Origin of the sequence: Pseudoalteromonas apostichopi, assembly GCF_030297135.1 — a bacterium.
GTDB classification, from domain to species: domain Bacteria; phylum Pseudomonadota; class Gammaproteobacteria; order Enterobacterales; family Alteromonadaceae; genus Pseudoalteromonas; species Pseudoalteromonas apostichopi.
The window spans coordinates 491,355-508,502 of the sequence record NZ_AP028065.1 but is presented as its reverse complement, the minus strand read 5'-3'; the positions used below and the strand labels follow the sequence as shown (position 1 = coordinate 508,502).

At 41.1% G+C, this 17,148-nt stretch carries 15 protein-coding genes; 10 read left to right on the top strand and 5 right to left on the bottom strand.

The features are described from left to right. Nucleotides 1-22: 22 nt before the first annotated feature. Nucleotides 23-211 carry a DUF3185 family protein gene (locus QUE86_RS02295; protein ID WP_054553751.1) on the top strand — a complete coding sequence of 63 codons (189 nt, stop codon included), beginning with the start codon at nucleotides 23-25 and terminating at the stop codon, nucleotides 209-211. A gap of 66 nt (nucleotides 212-277) precedes the next feature. Continuing rightward, the gene (locus QUE86_RS02290) at nucleotides 278-2,452 is read left to right on the top strand and encodes an exonuclease domain-containing protein (protein WP_286258951.1); all 2,175 of its coding nucleotides are present in this window, start codon (nucleotides 278-280) and stop codon (nucleotides 2,450-2,452) included. Nucleotides 2,453-2,466: 14 nt separating this feature from the next. Here the strand turns inward: QUE86_RS02290 and QUE86_RS02285 are convergent, their stop codons facing one another. The 3 genes from QUE86_RS02285 to QUE86_RS02275 form a co-directional block, all read right to left on the bottom strand. Then, the gene (locus QUE86_RS02285) at nucleotides 2,467-3,306 is read right to left on the bottom strand and encodes a mechanosensitive ion channel family protein (RefSeq protein ID WP_130051056.1); all 840 of its coding nucleotides are present in this window, start codon (nucleotides 3,304-3,306) and stop codon (nucleotides 2,467-2,469) included. Nucleotides 3,307-3,469: 163 nt separating this feature from the next. After that, nucleotides 3,470-4,738 (bottom strand): HlyC/CorC family transporter, encoded by a 1,269-nt coding sequence (locus QUE86_RS02280; protein ID WP_130051057.1) that lies wholly within the window; start codon nucleotides 4,736-4,738, stop codon nucleotides 3,470-3,472. A 61-nt stretch (nucleotides 4,739-4,799) separates the two neighbouring features. Further along, nucleotides 4,800-5,603, bottom strand: coding sequence for a cytochrome C assembly family protein (locus tag QUE86_RS02275; RefSeq protein ID WP_130051058.1), 804 nt, complete (start codon nucleotides 5,601-5,603; stop codon nucleotides 4,800-4,802). 243 nt (nucleotides 5,604-5,846) lie between these two features. Here QUE86_RS02275 and ffh point away from each other — a divergent pair, with 243 nt between their 5' ends. The 6 genes from ffh to tyrA all read left to right on the top strand — a co-directional run bounded on the left by ffh (nucleotide 5,847) and on the right by tyrA (nucleotide 10,835). Continuing rightward, a complete protein-coding gene (ffh, locus tag QUE86_RS02270) occupies nucleotides 5,847-7,223 on the top strand; it encodes a signal recognition particle protein (protein ID WP_130051059.1) in 1,377 nt (458 codons plus the stop codon). A 240-nt stretch (nucleotides 7,224-7,463) separates the two neighbouring features. Further along, nucleotides 7,464-7,712, top strand: coding sequence for a 30S ribosomal protein S16 (gene rpsP, locus QUE86_RS02265; RefSeq protein ID WP_036967110.1), 249 nt, complete (start codon nucleotides 7,464-7,466; stop codon nucleotides 7,710-7,712). 17 nt (nucleotides 7,713-7,729) lie between these two features. Beyond that, nucleotides 7,730-8,263, top strand: a complete 534-nt coding sequence (gene rimM / locus QUE86_RS02260) for a ribosome maturation factor RimM (RefSeq protein ID WP_130051060.1) — start codon at nucleotides 7,730-7,732, stop codon at nucleotides 8,261-8,263. Continuing rightward, on the top strand, nucleotides 8,263-9,030 hold the full coding sequence (gene trmD / locus QUE86_RS02255) for a tRNA (guanosine(37)-N1)-methyltransferase TrmD (RefSeq protein WP_130051061.1): 768 nt from the start codon (nucleotides 8,263-8,265) through the stop codon (nucleotides 9,028-9,030). The genes rimM and trmD overlap by 1 nt, the downstream gene beginning before the upstream one ends. Before the next feature lie 33 nt (nucleotides 9,031-9,063). After that, nucleotides 9,064-9,423, top strand: a complete 360-nt coding sequence (gene rplS, locus QUE86_RS02250; RefSeq protein ID WP_130051062.1) for a 50S ribosomal protein L19 — start codon at nucleotides 9,064-9,066, stop codon at nucleotides 9,421-9,423. 278 nt (nucleotides 9,424-9,701) lie between these two features. Further along, nucleotides 9,702-10,835, top strand: a complete 1,134-nt coding sequence (tyrA, locus tag QUE86_RS02245; protein WP_178927193.1) for a bifunctional chorismate mutase/prephenate dehydrogenase — start codon at nucleotides 9,702-9,704, stop codon at nucleotides 10,833-10,835. Nucleotides 10,836-10,890: 55 nt separating this feature from the next. Here the strand turns inward: tyrA and nhaB are convergent, their stop codons facing one another. Next, a complete protein-coding gene (nhaB, locus tag QUE86_RS02240; protein WP_130051064.1) occupies nucleotides 10,891-12,471 on the bottom strand; it encodes a sodium/proton antiporter NhaB in 1,581 nt (526 codons plus the stop codon). A gap of 233 nt (nucleotides 12,472-12,704) precedes the next feature. On the opposite strand from nhaB, the gene fadR reads away from it, so the two are divergent. Then, nucleotides 12,705-13,418: a fatty acid metabolism transcriptional regulator FadR gene (fadR, locus tag QUE86_RS02235; protein WP_130051065.1), complete on the top strand. Its 714-nt coding sequence runs from the start codon at nucleotides 12,705-12,707 to the stop codon at nucleotides 13,416-13,418. Nucleotides 13,419-13,848: 430 nt separating this feature from the next. After that, nucleotides 13,849-14,454 carry a peroxiredoxin C gene (locus tag QUE86_RS02230; RefSeq protein WP_054551729.1) on the top strand — a complete coding sequence of 202 codons (606 nt, stop codon included), beginning with the start codon at nucleotides 13,849-13,851 and terminating at the stop codon, nucleotides 14,452-14,454. Nucleotides 14,455-14,522: 68 nt separating this feature from the next. Here the strand turns inward: QUE86_RS02230 and QUE86_RS02225 are convergent, their stop codons facing one another. Continuing rightward, on the bottom strand, nucleotides 14,523-17,048 hold the full coding sequence (locus QUE86_RS02225; protein WP_233786807.1) for a TonB-dependent receptor: 2,526 nt from the start codon (nucleotides 17,046-17,048) through the stop codon (nucleotides 14,523-14,525). Nucleotides 17,049-17,148 lie beyond the last annotated feature (100 nt).

Sequence of the window (17,148 nt, the reverse complement as noted above, 5' to 3'; positions counted from 1 at the left end):
AACAACAAAAAGGAACAACACGATGGGAAAAATTATAGGTATTGCTTTAATCGTTATTGGTGTAGCGCTCGCAGTATGGGGATATAACGTTTATGACTCTGCAAGTGCACAAATTAGCCGAACTTTTAGTGGTGATACACCGATTGAGGCTTGGCTCGGTATGGTAGGCGGTGCAATTTGCGCGATTGTAGGTATTTTAAAAGTTAAATAGCCTCAAACATTGAAATCAGTTTACTAATACCTGATACTGTATTTATATACAGTATCAGGTTTGGCTATGAAAACACAATTACCAGCAAAATATTATTTAAGTCATTTCTTTGAGCTCGCTGAGTTTATTCAATCTCAGTGCACGCATTTACTCTTAGCTGAGCAAATGCAATTTCTTGAAAAACTCACCCTACTTGATGAGCAAAGTTTGTGTACTTTGCTGCGTATTTATTCCCGTAAACCAAAAATCATGGCACTGTCATCGTTAAATTATGAAGAAATCCCTAATCTACATGGGGCTATTTTTAAGCTAAAGCAACAGGGGCTGGTGGCACATCCAAGTCATGATGAATTAGATTTGCTGCTTGAGCATTTAACAAAGCCAACTTTATTAACCTTATTAGCAAACGATGAGTTAATGACGACACAACCTGATTATAAAAAATCAGCCAGCAAACATAGCTTAATTCAACTTTGTAAACAGTATATTGACCGCAACCACAGTGATTTAGACGCTTTATTTAGTCAGTTCGTGGTCAATAGCCGAAGCCAGTATTATGAATACTTTGAGTTTTTACATAGCGGCCGACTAAGTCAAGGCGATATAAACCATCAAAATCGCTTTGTAATGCGTGACTTAGGAATTGCAAAAGTACGTGGTGATGTCAGCGACAGCTTATCGCGTTTTAAAACCTTAGCCGAGGCACAATCGCATTATCAATTAAACCAGTTGCGTATGCAGCTTAAGCAAAGCCAATCAGAAGCACAGTACCAAACCTTAGCTCAAGCACTTTTAACTATTAACTGTGAAGATGAATTAGCCCAGAGCATCAAAAACAAGTTACTGATCCGCTTATATAAGCAGCTTAAAGATCATGACTTAGGTTTTGCATTTGAGTTACTAGAGCATTGTGAGGGCAGTAGTGAAGCGCAAGAGCTGGCAATTCGCCAGCGTTACAAGCTAGGAGACAAAAGCTGGGTTGAGCATAAGCTTGAAAATATTATCCAAAATCCGCTTGATGATAGCATTTTGTATTTCGCCGAAGACTTTCTACAGCGTAAATATAATAAGCAGCAACGTTCACGCTTAACACAAATGTTAATTGATACAGAGCATCAAATAGACGTTGATGACATTTACCGTGGTGATGTAGAGCAAGGAGTATGCGAGTATTATCAACAGTTCGGTAACACTGTGTTTTTTACCGAGAATAATCTTTGGTTAAGTCTTTTTACCCTAACATTTTGGCAAGAGCTCTTTATCGAGACACCGTACCCGCCGTGTAATGAATTTGATCTTTATCCACAAGTACTACTTGCTGATTGCTTTTACACAGCGCAGCATACGCAAATTGAGCAAAAGCTTGCAAATTTCACTAGTAATGAAGCGTTGTATAAATATGTTTGTAAAAATGCAGGACAGTACTACGAAATAGCCAATGGTGTTTTTATGTGGCATAGCGATATTTTAGAGCCACTAAAAATGTTGATAAAACACAGCAGTCTAGCTAGTTTAAAAGCGCATTTATTGCAAATGACAAAAACCTTTAAGCAGCTTAAAGATGGTTACCCAGATTTAATGGTTTTAAAAGAGCATAAGCTCACATTTGAAGAAGTTAAAGCTCCGGGCGACAAACTAAGACGCAACCAACTTGTCAGTATTGATGTCTTAAAACAACACGGCTTTGAAGTAAATATCGTTAAGGTGAGCTGGTTTAATGATCCAAATCGCATTTATAGTGTGGTCGATATAGAAACTACTGGCGGCGTACAAGGGAATAATAAAATCACTGAAATTGCGGTTGTGCAGTTACAAGCTGGCGAAGTTATTAAGCAGTGGGCGAGTTTAATCAATCCCGAACGAAGTATTCCTGCCTTTATTACCAAATTAACAGGAATTAACGCGGCAATGGTACGTGATGCTCCTCGCTTTGAGGACATAGCCGACTCGTTGCGTGCCCTGTTAAAAGGCAGTGTATTTGTTGCTCACAATGTGAATTTTGATTACGGATTTATTCGTAAGGAATACGCTGCACTCGGGCAAGGTTTTAAAATGCCTAAGCTATGTACAGTAGTTGAATCACGAAAGACATTTCCAAAGCTAAAGTCTTATTCACTTGGTAACTTAGCGACACACTTTGAATTGAACTTAACGAATCATCATAGAGCATTAGCCGATGCAACTGCTACGGCAGAGTTATTGATACGAATTCAACAAGCACAATCAAATAAGGCGAGTTGACCTCGCCTTGTAAATTATTTACCAGGGAATTGGTGAATATGAACATCTCGCTGTGGGAATGGAATAGTGATATCAGCAGCATCAAAGGCAATTTTGACTCGTTCATACAAACCAAAGTACACAGGCCAATAGTTATCCGATTCAACCCAAGCCCACACTAACATGCCGATATGACTTTCACCGTGCTGGCTAACATGCACTGTTGGTTTTTTATCTTCTATATCTTTTAATACCAGATCATAGTCATCCAGTACGCTCATAAGCACGTCACGGGCTTTATGAACGTCATCGCCATAGCTAATACCAAACTCGATTGCAACGCGGTGTGTTGGCTCTGCAAACTTATTCTTAACACAGCCATTTGATAGCGTGCCATTTGGAATAATGATTTTTTCATTATCGTAGGTAAGTAAAACAGTGACAAAAATTTGAATTTCTACTACTTTCCCCATGTAGCCTTGGGCTTCAATAACATCACCTACTTTAAAAGGCTTGAAGAATAGGATAAGCACTCCACCTGCAAAATTCGCTAGACTGCCTTGCAGTGCCATACCTACGGCTAAACCGGCTGCTCCGAGCATTGCAATAAATGAGGTTGTTTCGATACCAATCATCGAGGCAACAGATATCAGCAGTAGTACCTTTAAAATGACAGAAATGAAGGAGACTAAAAAGTGCGTCAAACCAACTTCGAATTTGACCCTATTCATTGATTTTTCAGCCATGTTGGCAACTCTACCAATTAACCACCAACCAATGATTAAAACCAGTATTGCTAGAATAAACTTTGGCCCGTAGAGCATTAGCAACTCTATAGCTTGGTTGTAGATTTTCTCGATTGATATTTCGTCCATTATTTTTCCTTGTTATACAACAGAGTATTTAAAGAAAATAATAGTAGAGGAATTGCTTTTCGGTGTGGGGTCTGCTGGGAAAATGTGAATTTTCTGAGGCTTTTCAGTTATAACTAACAAAAAAGGAGTAGCAAGCTACTCCTTTTTTGGGGTGAGTCGAACGTTACTCCGTGCGTTTGCTTGGAATAACTTTAACTAACTTCACCATGTTTTCTTTTATCTCGATCACTTCAATAGGGTATCCGGCAATACGTAAACTTAGGTTTGAGTCTGGGATATCCTCTAAGTATTCAACGATTAAACCACTTAGCGTTTTCGGGCCATCAATCGGGAGCTCCCAACCCATTTCTTTATTTAAATCGCGAATATTAGCACCGCCATCTACAAGTACTGAGCCATCGTCTTGCTCTGTAACTTCCTCACTTGGCGTGCGAGTTTGCGTTGTTGTGAAGTCACCAACAACTTCTTCGAGAATATCTTCAAGTGTTACTAGGCCTTGGATATCGCCATATTCATCAACAACTAAACCGATACGTTCTTTTGATTGCTGGAACTTAAGCAATTGTGTGTTTAGTGATGTGCCTTCAGGAATAAAGTAGATTTCACGAACCGCACGTAATAGTGATGGCTTATCAAACTGCTCTTTAGTTAATAGGCGCAGTGCATCACGTGAGTGAATAAAGCCAACAGCATCATCAATTTGGTCACGATATAATAAAACGCGAGTATGCTGAGCATGAGTTAGCTGACGGCTAATAAGTTTCCAGTCATCATTGATATCGATAGCAACAATTTCGTTGCGTGGGATCATGATATCTTCAACAGTTACTTGCTCTAAATCTAAAATTGAAGTCAGCATGCTTTGGTGGCGAGCTGGTAATAGAGCACCAGATTCGTTCACCACGGTTTTTAATTCTTCTTTACTTAAACTGTGCTCTTCAATTTGTGCTGTTGTGATACCAAACAAGCGCAGCATGCCATTGGTCATCCAGTTTACGATAACCACAAATGGGAAAAGTATTTTCAAAAGCCCCTTAAGGACAATCGAGCTTGGGAAAGCGACCTTTTCTGGGTAAAGCGCTGCAAGTGTCTTTGGCGTTACTTCGGCAAAGATTAAAACCACTAAGGTCAGTGCACCAGTTGCAATTGCGATACCGAGGTCACCATATAGGCGAATACCAATAATCGTTGCAACCTGTGCTGCAGCGATATTAACTAGGTTGTTACCAATCAAGATCAGACCAATGAGTCTGTCAGGGCGACTTAACAGTTTGCTGACGCGTTTCGCTGCACGATGATCTTCTTTAGCAAGATGGCGCAAGCGGATACGGTTAATTGACATAATTCCAGTTTCAGAACCAGAAAAATAAGCAGAAATAAGTATCAATAATCCCAATATAATAAACAGGGTACTAGTCGATATGTCGTCCAACGATGGATCCTTTTTTTATAAATCAGTGCATATTAAGCTAGAGACAGCTTGCTGAGTCAAGTTAAAACTTATTTAGAATCACTTCTTGGATGAAACGGCTGCCAAAATAAGCAAGTGACAAGATAAAAGCGGCTATCATGATCGAAAACACCACGGGTTTACCACGCCAGCCTTGACGTAAGTGACCCACTGTTACAACAGTGAAAATAAGCCAAGCAATTAACGATAAAACCGTTTTATGGATAAATTCACTGGCAAACATACCTTCTAAGAAGATAAACCCAGAAAGTAGTGCAAAGGTAAGTAGAATTGTACCAAGCGTGAGTAATTGATAAAGCTGACGCTCAACGACCATTAAAGGTGGAAGATGACTGTGTACGATTGCTAAGTCTTTGCGCTTTAAACGCTTATCAATAAAGTAAAACTGTACCGCATAGAGTGTTGAGATTATCAGCACACAATATGCCAAAAGTGATAACGATATATGAGTGACTAAGCCAAGTTCAACATCTATTGATTGTAAAATCACATGATGCGGAATAAATAAGCTGGCAAGTGTAAGTAAGGCTGCAAAACCATACACAACTGGTAGTAATAAGGTAGCAGGGAACTTGAGCGACACAGCTGTAACGGATACTACGATGACCCAACAGGTCAATAAAGCAACGTTGACGATACTCAAATCTTGACCGTCAGCACGAAAAACTGAATTAACCAGTAATAGCATATGGGCAAGGATAGCCACAGTGCTTAGTATCACTGTGAGTTTTTGGCTCGGACCTTGTTTGTGGAAAAGGCGTGATAGCACATGTGACGTTGCTAACACATAAAACAAACTAGCAATAATAGTTAAACTAATAATCATCGTGTTTTGGCCACTTAATTTATATAGATAAATCCTTGTCTCTTTGATGCCATTGTATTTTATAGCAAGGAAAAAGCATAGAGTTTGTAAAAAGAAACTCAAACTACACACTTGAACACTGTATTGTCGACCACCATTTACGGTATACTGCTAGTAATTAAATTTTAATATTGCCTGTATTGTCTTCAAACTTGTCTGTTTTATGTACACTACAGGTGAAACACGTTTTATCGGAACCTTTACATGTTTGAGAATCTCCAAGAACGCTTAGGTAAAACCTTAAAAAATATCAGTGGCCGCGGACGCCTAACTGAAGAAAATATAAAAGATACATTACGTGAAGTCCGCATGGCATTTTTGGAAGCGGACGTTGCATTACCTGTTGTTCGTGAGTTCGTTAAGCAAGTTAAAGAACGCGCCGTTGGTGTTGAAGTAACGAAAAGCTTAAGTCCAGGCCAAGTCTTTATTAAGATTGTTCGTGAAGAACTTGAAAAGGCAATGGGTGAAGCAAATGAAGAGTTAAGCCTTAATGCGCAGCCGCCTGCGGTTGTGATGATGGCGGGCCTACAAGGTGCTGGTAAAACAACCAGTGTTGGTAAACTAGCTAAATTCTTAAAAGAGCGTAAGAAAAAGTCTGTGTTAGTTGTTAGTGCTGACGTTTATCGTCCGGCAGCAATCAAACAGCTAGAAACACTTGCTGATGAAGTGGGTGTTGAGTTCTTCCCAAGCGATATCTCACAAAAGCCAGTAGATATTGCGAATAATGCGATTTCACACGCGAAGAAAAAGTTCATCGATGTAGTATTAGTCGATACTGCAGGTCGTTTACATGTCGATAACGACATGATGGACGAGATCAAAGCACTGCACAGTGCGATTAATCCAATCGAAACCTTATTCGTCGTTGACGCGATGACAGGTCAAGATGCAGCAAACACCGCAAAAGCATTTGATGAAGCGCTACCTTTGAGTGGTGTGATCTTAACAAAGACTGATGGTGATGCTCGTGGTGGTGCTGCATTATCAATCCGTCATATTACCGGTAAGCCGATCAAGTTTATGGGTGTAGGTGAGCGCACTGATGCACTTGAACCTTTCCACCCTGACCGTATTGCTTCTCGTATCCTAGGTATGGGTGATGTACTTTCATTAATCGAAGAAGTCGAAATGAAAGTAGATAAAGAGAAAGCGGCTAAAGTTGCTGAGAAAGTATTTAAAGGTGACGGCTTTACATTAGATGACTTTGCTGAGCAACTTCGTCAAATGAAGAACATGGGCGGTATGATGTCGATGCTTGATAAGCTACCGGGCATGCAAAACTTACCAGACGCCGTAAAAGGGCAGATGGGCGATAAGACTTTCGTACAAATGGAAGCCATCATTAACTCAATGACACCAAAAGAGCGCGCGCGTCCTGAAATCATCAAGGGCTCTCGTAAAAAACGTATTGCCGCAGGCTCTGGTACCCAAGTGCAAGAAATCAACAAACTGCTTAAGCAATTTACGCAAATGCAGAAGATGATGAAAAAGATGAAAGGCAAGGGGGGTATGAAGAAAATGATGCGCGGTATGAAAGGCATGTTACCACCTGGCATGATGGGTGGTGGTCCTAAATTTTAATAGCGCTTTTTATTAAGTGTATAAAAAGGAGCGTATAGCTCCTTTTTTTGTAGATAATTTATGCATAGTTGTTAGCTGCATGTAAGATTTAAAGGCCAGATCAGTGTTTAATCAACTAAACTTACATTTTGCAGCAGTTCTTACTTGCAATGTTGCAAAAAACTCGTACAATTCCCCAGCTTCCCGTACTGGGGAGTAAATCTTATTAATGAAAACAGTCAATCTAATGTAGAGGACGGTATGGTAACTATTCGTTTGCAACGTGGTGGCGCTAAAAAACGCCCTTTCTATCAAATTGTGGTTGCGGATAGCCGTTTCTCGCGTGACGGTCGCTTCATCGAGAAAGTAGGTTTCTTTAACCCAATTGCTTCTGGTCAGGAAGAAAAAGTACGTTTAGATTTATCTCGTGTTGAACACTGGGTAGGTCAAGGCGCATCTCTTTCAGATCGCGTAGCTAAGTTAGTTAAAGACGCTCGTAAAGCGGCTTAATAGGCGTAAGAGTAACCATGAGTCAAGAGAACACCTCGTATATTACAGTAGGAAAGCTCGGTGCCCCGTATGGTATAAAGGGCTGGCTTAAGGTGCATTCATTTACTGATGATCCCGAAGGGATCTTCGATTTCAGCCCATGGTTGATAGGGCAGCAAGGTAAATGGCAGACCTTAGAAGTGGTCGACTGGCGTCGCCACAACAAAGGCTTTATCGCTAAAGTTGCGCAAGTAAACGACCGAGACGAAGCAATGGCTTTAACCAATGTAGAAATCTCAGTAGACGCAGCGCAGCTACCAGAATTACCGCAAGGTGAATTCTATTGGCGAGATCTGATCGGCATGTCTGTTATAACTGATAAAGGTTATAACTTAGGCACAGTCGATGACCTTATGGAGACAGGCTCAAATGATGTTTTGGTTGTGAAAGCAAACAAAAAAGATGCATTTGGCCAAGCAGAACGTTTAATTCCTTTCTTAACAGACTCTGTTATTAAAGAAGTTAAATATGATGCAAGAGAAATTACCGTTGACTGGGACCCAGGGTTTTAATGTCACAAACGAGTTCGCTATGGGTAGGGGTGATTAGCCTTTTCCCGGACATGTTTGATGCGATTACCACTCAAGGGGTTACAGGTCGCGCAGTTAAAAATGGTCTAATTGACTTTAACTGCTGGAATCCGCGTGACTATGCTACTGATAAGCATAGAACTGTAGATGACCGTCCTTACGGGGGTGGTCCTGGCATGTTAATGATGGTTGAACCATTGAAACAAGCTATCCTTGACGCTAAAAAAGCGGCAGGTGATGGTGCAAAAGTAATTTATATGTCACCGCAAGGGCGCAAATTAGATCAGCAAGGTGCAAGTGAACTTGCGCATTCAGAAAAGCTGATTTTAATTGCCGGTCGCTATGAAGGTATAGATGAGCGAATTATAGAATCATACGTTGACGAAGAATGGTCAATTGGTGATTTTATTTTAAGTGGTGGTGAACTACCCGCAATGACGCTAATTGATGCAGTAGCACGATTAGTACCAGGGGTGTTAGGTCATAACCAGTCAGCTGAGCAAGATTCATTTTCGAATGGCTTGCTTGATTGTCCTCACTATACACGGCCAGAGACATTGGATGATAAACAGGTGCCTGCTGTATTGCTCAGCGGAAACCACCAAGAAATCGCTAAGTGGCGCACAAAGCAATCACTTGGTAGAACTTGGCTTCGTCGTCCTGACTTGTTGCATAACCTAGCTCTGACTGAGGAGCAAGCGGCACTCCTTGCTGAGTTTCAGCAAGAGTACCAACAAGCTTGTGGCTAGAAGACAGTTACACCTAGGAAAGTGAGAAATATAATGGCAAAAGTAAACCAAAATATTATTAAAGCGCTTGAAGAAGAGCAGCTTAAATCAGACGTACCAGCATTCGGCGCTGGTGATACAGTTGTTGTACAGGTACGTGTAAAAGAAGGTAACAAAGAGCGTCTACAGGCCTTTGAAGGTGTTGTAATCGCTAAGCGTAATCGTGGTCTTCACTCAGCATTCACAGTTCGTAAAATTTCGAGCGGTGAAGGTGTTGAGCGTGTATTCCAAACGCACAGCCCTCTTATCGATAGTATCTCAGTTAAACGTCGCGGTGCTGTTCGCCGTGCGAAACTTTACTATCTACGTGAGCGTTCTGGTAAATCTGCACGTATTAGAGAAAAACTTAACTAATACGCGCTGTTTTACAACGCAAAATAAAACGGGTTGCAGCCTTAGGTTGCAGCCCGTTTTGGTTTTTATACCACAAAAATAATTTTCCCCCCTTTGTGAGACACCTAAGTACTCCCTTCAAACTGATCGACTGACCTCTATTTATCCCTTTATAAGCTATGCGACATGCACGTTAGGGCTTTGTGCTTTGGCTGTTATCCTGTTACTATAATTTGTATTAAAAGCTTTACTTTTTTGTATATAATTATTTACGTTTTTAGGGTTTGAGGTGTAGTAACGTGGTAACAGTGAATGATCTAGCTGATTTAAGAGCAGGAATAGATGAATGTGATGCGCAATTGGTGGCATTACTGGCAAAGCGTAATGGGATTACAGAAAAAATAGGCGCAATTAAGCAACAAATCGGTGCGCCATTACATGCCCCAGATCGCGAGGCTGATTTACTTGCAGCTCGCCGCAAAGAAGCAGTCGCACAAGGGGTTAACCCTGAGTTAGTTGAAGATATCCTGCGCCGTATGATGCGTGAAGCGTATCAAAACCAGCAAGGTAGCCTCGCTTGTGTTGCACCTCAGTTATCACCCATTGTAATTGTTGGTGGTGAAGGTGCCATGGGTCAGCTATTTGCTCAACAATTTGCTCGTTCAGGTTATGAAGTCCGTATTTTAGATAAAGCACAGCAAGCACAGAGTGAAGCGATATTAAAAGGGGCAAAATTAGTCCTGGTGAGTGTACCAATTAATGCACTTGAACACGTAGTTTCGGCATTACCAACACTCGATGATGACTGTTTATTAGTTGATATTACATCAGTTAAGCAAAAGCCTTTAAAAGCCCTAATGGCGGCTCATAGCGGCCCAGTAGTCGGGTTGCATCCCATGTTTGGTCCAGATATTTCACACTGGGTAAAACAAACCGTTGTTGTGTGTGAAGGGCGAGATCATGAAGTAGCTAAAGGGCTAATGGCGCAACTCCAAGTTTGGGGATGTCAAGTGGTTGAAATGGATGCTAAAAAACATGATGAAGCGATGCAAATCATTCAGGTAATGCGTCACTTAACAACCTTTGTATATGGTCAGTTTCTTGCCAAGCAAAGTCATACGTTGGCAGAGCTTCGCAGCTGTTCATCACCAATTTATCAGTTAGAGTTAATGATGGTTGGGAGATTGTTTGCTCAGTCACCTGAACTATATTCTGATATCATGTTAGCGCAATTCGACGATGTAGAATCATTACTTGCAAATTACCAAGATACTTTTGCGGAAACCCTCGAAAAACTCAAAGCAGGTGATAAAGCTGCATTGATTGCCGCGTTTGCAGATGCGAAAGAGTATTTCTCTGATGCGACAGCGCATTTCTTAACGCAAAGCCGAAGCTTACTAAACAAAGCGAACGATGCAAAAGTGTTAGATTAAATACTCATACTCAATAAAACCAAAAGCCCGCATTTCGCGGGCTTTTTTGTTTAGATTAATGACCACCAAGTGAGCCTGGTAACACACCCGTATGGTGGTTGATTAAGCCCCATTGATAGAGTAAATCTGTCATATCAGATAGGCTAAATAAGGTCATACTCAAACCAACAATCGTTAACACTATGGTATATGGTAGGGCCATATAAACCATGCGCCCGTAAGACAGCCTTAGTACAGGTGCTAATGTTGATGTTAACAAGAACAAGAACGCAGCTTGGCCATTAGGGGTAGCAACACTTGGCAAGTTAGTACCTGTGTTAATAGCCACAGCCAGTAAATCGAACTGATCACGAGTAATTTGACCTGCTTGTAGTGCAGCAGCAACTTCGTTTATATACACAGTACCTACGAAAACATTGTCACTGACCATCGACAGAATACCGTTAGCTATGAAGAACATGACTAATTGCAGCTGGCCTTCAAAAGTAAGTACCCATGCGATCACGGGTGTAAATAAATGCTGGTCGATAATAACGGCAACAATTGAGAAAAATACGCAAAGTAATGCAGTGAATGGCAGGGCTTCTTCAAATGCTTTACCTAGTTGGTGTTCTTCAATGATGCCGGCACTGGCTGTCGCAAAAATAATTACCGATAAGCCAATTAAACCAACAGTGGCTAAATGAAGTGCTAGACCTATAATCAACCAAACAGCGATAAATGCTTGAATAGCTAAGTTCACTTTATCGCGTGTAGTACGTTTTTTCTCAAGCTTTTTAGCGTGGTCCGATAATATAGTGTGAATGGGTGCTGGGAGTTTGGCACCATAGCCAAATGCTTTGGTTTTCTCGAGGAAGAAAGTCGTGGCAATACCTGCAATCATTACAGGCAAAGTAATAGGCAGCATACGAAAGAAAAACTCGCCAAAGAACCAGCCAGCTCGTTCCGCAATAATTAAATTTTGTGGCTCTCCTACCATAGTACACACACCACCTAAGGCAGTACCAATTGATGCATGCATCAACAAGTTACGTAAGAAAGCGCGAAACTCTTCAAGCTCTTGGCGATTGACAGGACGTACCTGGTTATCATCGTTAATATCGTGCTCACTGTTAGAATCTTTGCCAGATGCCACTTTATGATAAATGCTATAGAAACCCATAGCGACGGCAATAACCACAGCCATAACCGTTAACGCATCTAAGAAAGCGGATAAGAAGGCAGCTGCAATTGTAAACGACAGCGATAACACGGTCTTGCTACGCACCGAAACAACAAGCTTTGTGAAAATATACAAAAGCAAGTCTTTCATAAAGTATATGCCTGCAACCATAAAGATAAGTAACAGAATTACATCAATATTCTGTACTATTTCATGCTCAACTTGGCCGGCTGTTGTCATTCCAATAAACAACGCCTCTATGGCTAATAAGCCACCTGGTTGAAGCGGGTAACACTTTAGCGCCATTGCGAGTGTGAAGATAAACTCGAGCACTAATACCCATCCTGCCAGATAAGGGTTAAGTTGAAATAAAACTGGGTTGATTAGTAAAAACGCAATAATGGTGTATTTATACCACTGTGGCGAAGTCCCCAAAAAGTTTTTAAATATTGCTGGTAAAACGCGCTGTTGCATGGCCGTACCTTTTATTAGTGCTGGTTGTTATTGTAAATAATTAGAAGTTGAGTATATCGAAAGTATTGTCGTTTGGTGTGCTTTTAATCCAAAAGGTCACTTATTTAACGAGATCTTAAAGATTTTTATGCACAGCAGAGTTAGTTTACTTGTTAGTTGCTGATCATCTGGTACAATCAGTGAGTTGAATGCCAAATGCGGTAAAAGTAGTTGCTAACTCAAGTGGAAATTGAATGAGAATTTTTAAAGCGAAAAGCCCAGCAGGTTTTGCTGAAGAATACATTGTAGAATCTATTTGGAATGGTGACTTTCCGCCTGGCTCAATTCTTCCTGCCGAACGTGAATTGTCAGAACTTATTGGTGTAACACGCACAACGTTACGTGAAGTACTGCAGCGTTTAGCTCGTGATGGTTGGTTAACAATTCAACACGGTAAACCTACTCGTGTAAATAACTTCTGGGAAACCTCAGGTCTAAATATTTTAGAAACACTTGCGCGTCTAGATGAAGATAAAATGCCAGAGCTTACAGATCAATTACTTTCTGCTCGTACTAATATCAGCGCAATTTACACTCGTGCGGCAATTAAGCTTGCCCCTGAGCGTGTAATTGAAATCTTAGCGCAAAGTGAAGAACTTGAAGACAGTGCTCAAGCATTTGCTGATTACGATTATAAAGTTCACCATGAACTAGCCGTTGCTGGTAATAACCGCATTTACGTGCTTATCTTAAATGGCTTTAAAGGCTTCTACTCAAAAATTGGTTGCCATTACTTCTCTGATTCACGTACCCGTGAATTAGCGCGTCAGTTTTATAAAGATTTAACTGTGCTGGCAGAGCGTCGTGAACACGATGGAGCGATTTCTATGATGCGTAAATACGGTCATCAAACAGGTGAAATCTGGCAGCAAATCCGTGGTGATATGCCAGAAGATATCATGGACTAGGTAGCACTAATTGATTTTCTATTTTTAAGAGCCCAGCTTGATGCTGGGTTTTTTGTGTTCGTAAACTTTTTACAGCAGAAAGTTAGACTTACGAGCAAGTGTGCACGACATTCTTTTCTATCGTCACTGCTTTGTTCTGACCAAGATTAATACTAATAATACTTAATCATTTTGAGGGATTAGACCTGTCGCTACCACTATAAAAAGGTCCTCACTTATTTCACGAATTGATAAGAATCGTCAGTATTTAACGTGAATCAATTTTTCCGATTAGGCATATCGCTTTTTTCGATTGTTCATTTGTCTGTAACCTCATTAAACTATCTTGCAAATTATCAATACTTACTCTTGGTTTTTGCTTTTTAGTAACCATATATAAGTGAGTATTGCATAGGCAATTGGAAATAAACTCAAATATTTGGAGATAAAAATGGGTGTATTAGTTGGCCGTCAGGCACCAGACTTTACTGCAGCAGCTGTTCTTGGTAACGGTGAAATCGTTGAAAACTTCAACCTAAAAGAAACTATCAAAGGTAAAAAAGCAGTTATCTTCTTTTACCCGTTAGACTTCACTTTCGTTTGTCCTTCAGAGTTAATCGCTTTCGACAAGCGTTTTGAAGAGTTCCAAAAGCGTGGCGTTGAAGTAATCGGTGTTTCTATCGATTCACAATTCTCACACAATGCATGGCGTAACACTGCCGTTGCTGACGGTGGTATTGGTCAAGTTAAATATGCACTAGTTGCAGACGTTAAACACGAAATCTGTCAAGCATACGACGTTGAGCACCCAGAAGCAGGTGTTGCTTTCCGTGGTTCTTTCCTAATCGATGAAGAAGGTAACGTACGTCACCAAGTAGTTAACGACCTTCCACTAGGCCGTAACATCGACGAAATGATCCGCATGGTTGACGCGCTAGCGTTCCATAGCGAGCACGGTGAAGTATGTCCAGCAGGTTGGACTGAAGGTAAAAAAGGTATGGATGCAAGCCCTGAAGGTGTTGCTAAATTCCTTTCTGAAAACGAAGGCGACCTATAATTTAGGCCTTTGTTAGCGAATTAAAAAACCCGCCAATTGGCGGGTTTTTGTTTTTAAGCTCAACGCGATTAATTAAAGCGCATTGTTAGTTTAGTATAGAAATAACGACCACGTGGGTTATGTACGCTCGACACATAGCCATATAAGTCGCCATCACCATCACCGATTGCAAACGGAGGATCTTCATCAAACACGTTATTCACACCCACAGATAGTTTGATTTTATCTGAGAAGTTATACGCAGTTTGTAAATCAACCAGTGTTTGCGAATCAACCATACGTGATGTGTTGCTATCAAAGTCTAAGTTTCCATCAAAGTCGATGTCTGGTGTATCTTCAAACTCACCAGTGTAGCTCACATTTACATTGGTATTGAAATCACCCATCTCCCAGTTTGTAGAGAAAATCCAACGGTTTTCAGGATAACGGTACTCGCCTGTGTAATCGCGACCATCTTTTTTAAATTCGTTTTGGTATGCCCATTCTAAATTGAATTTTAAGAAGCCGTAATCGTTCATAGCATGAGTGTAGTTTGCCGACACATCAACACCCGATACTTCTTGCGATGAAACGTTTTCAAAGGTGCTGTAAACTTTTTGGATTACACCTAAACTTTGACCATTTTGTGGTGCTAAACGCACACACACAGTGCTGTTTTGATCGTTACAGTTATTATCATAGATAGGGCCGAATTCTTGTTCATCTATCTTGTTATCTTGCGTAATGCTCCATACATCGACACCGAAACCAAATTCAGCGGTTGGTGCCCATATGAAACCAACATTCCATGACTCTGATTCTTCAGCTTCAAGGTTAGGGTTACCCGCAAATTGGATATTGTAATCAAGGGCATTACAGTCAAGTCCTGTCGCTTGACAGCGGTATGTATCAACGAAGAATTGGCTTTCTTCAGAAGGGCCTAAACCAATCTGTGCTAGTGAAGGTGCTCGGAAACCTTGTGCCCATGAACCACGAACAGTAATTGAGTCTGTTGGCGCCCAGCGTACAGCTACTTTAGGGTTTGTTGTTGAACCAAAGTCACTGTAATCATCGTAACGACCTGCTAATTGTAGCTCTAAATTTTCAGCAAGAGGAATTGAAAACTCAATATAAGCTGCATATTGGTCGCGTTCTGCAGCGGCTGATACTGACTCAGTGCCAAAGATTAAACCACGCTGGAATTGATCGTCTGGAATATCGCTCACATCTTCTTCACGGTATTCAATACCGGCAGCCATCATCACCACATCATCGCCAAAGCTAAATGCTTCACCACTGATATTTGCATCAAATGATGTCATATGAGACTCACCACGACGAACTAAGCTTGTCGTAATACGGTCAATAACTGCTTGGTCATTATAGGTGCCACCGAAAGGGTTATAGTTACCCGCATCGATTTCTTGTTGTAAGAAATCAGTACGCACCCAGCCTTGGCTTCTATCGCCTGTTTGCATTGATTTACTTCGACCTTTTTGAACGGCTGCTTCCCAGCTCCAGTCACTGATCTCGCCTTTTAGGCCCGCAACAAAGCGAAGTGTATCTGATTCAATATCCCATTGACGGGGGCCCGCATCTACTGTTCTGTAGCGACCAATTTCGATATCTTGGCCAAACGGGTTGTTAGGGTGGTTTGCTGGCACTGTAAGGCCGGCATCTTCATCAAGCGGAGTCGGTGCACCAGCTGCTTGCGAACTATTGTGTTGTACTGCAACTTCTAAAAATGCCGATATACCATTATCAAAGTTATATTCAAACTGCGAAATAGCACCAACACGTTCAGATGCAGGGGTTACGTAACCATACGGGCCATAGTCAAATAAACAACTACCACTTGCTGTCGCATTTTCTGCAGGGCATGCTGGATCAATGGTTTTTTCACCATCTACATAAAAGTAGCCAGGGAAACCACGCGATGAACGGAAATCCATACCACCATATGGTTCTTGGTTTGCTGTACCTAGACGGCCCATTTCATCAGAGGAGAGTGCTGAGTTGTTAAAGTAATCAATAATAATTGATGCGCTGCTTTTTTCTGTACTGGTACCCCAAACGAGGCTTGCTGTTTTTTCTTCGTAGTTAGGACCATCAGTACCACCATATCCAAGGTTTACTTCTAGACCATTAATATCCTTTTTTAAGATGATATTAACTACACCTGCAACCGCATCAGAACCATATATTGCCGATGCACCATCTTTTAAAATATCGATACGCTCAATCGCTGAAACAGGAATCGAGTTGATATCTACAAATGAATTGGTGATGCTTTCCGCAAAAGCACTTATTGAAACACGACGGCCATTAATAAGTACTAATGTTGCATCAGAGCCTAAGCCTCTGAGACTTACCGCAGCAGCCCCATTAGCTGTAGAGTCTTGGTTATTGCCGCGAGTAGAGAAAGTACCATTACCTGCAACTGGCATACGTTCTAATAATTGTTGTAGGTTGTCGTAGCCCATATTGTCTATGTCTGCACGACTTATTGACTGTACCGGTGATGGCCCTTCAATGTCTGAACGTTTAATACGAGAACCTGTAACTTCAATACGCTCGACCTTTTCAGCTCCATCTGACTCAGCAGCAATAGACATAAAACTTGTGCCACTTAGTGCTGCAATAGTAAATGCGTAGAGAGGTCGCTGTAGAAAGCGGTGGGTGTTCTTCATAAATTTCAATCCTTGTGTAATTGTG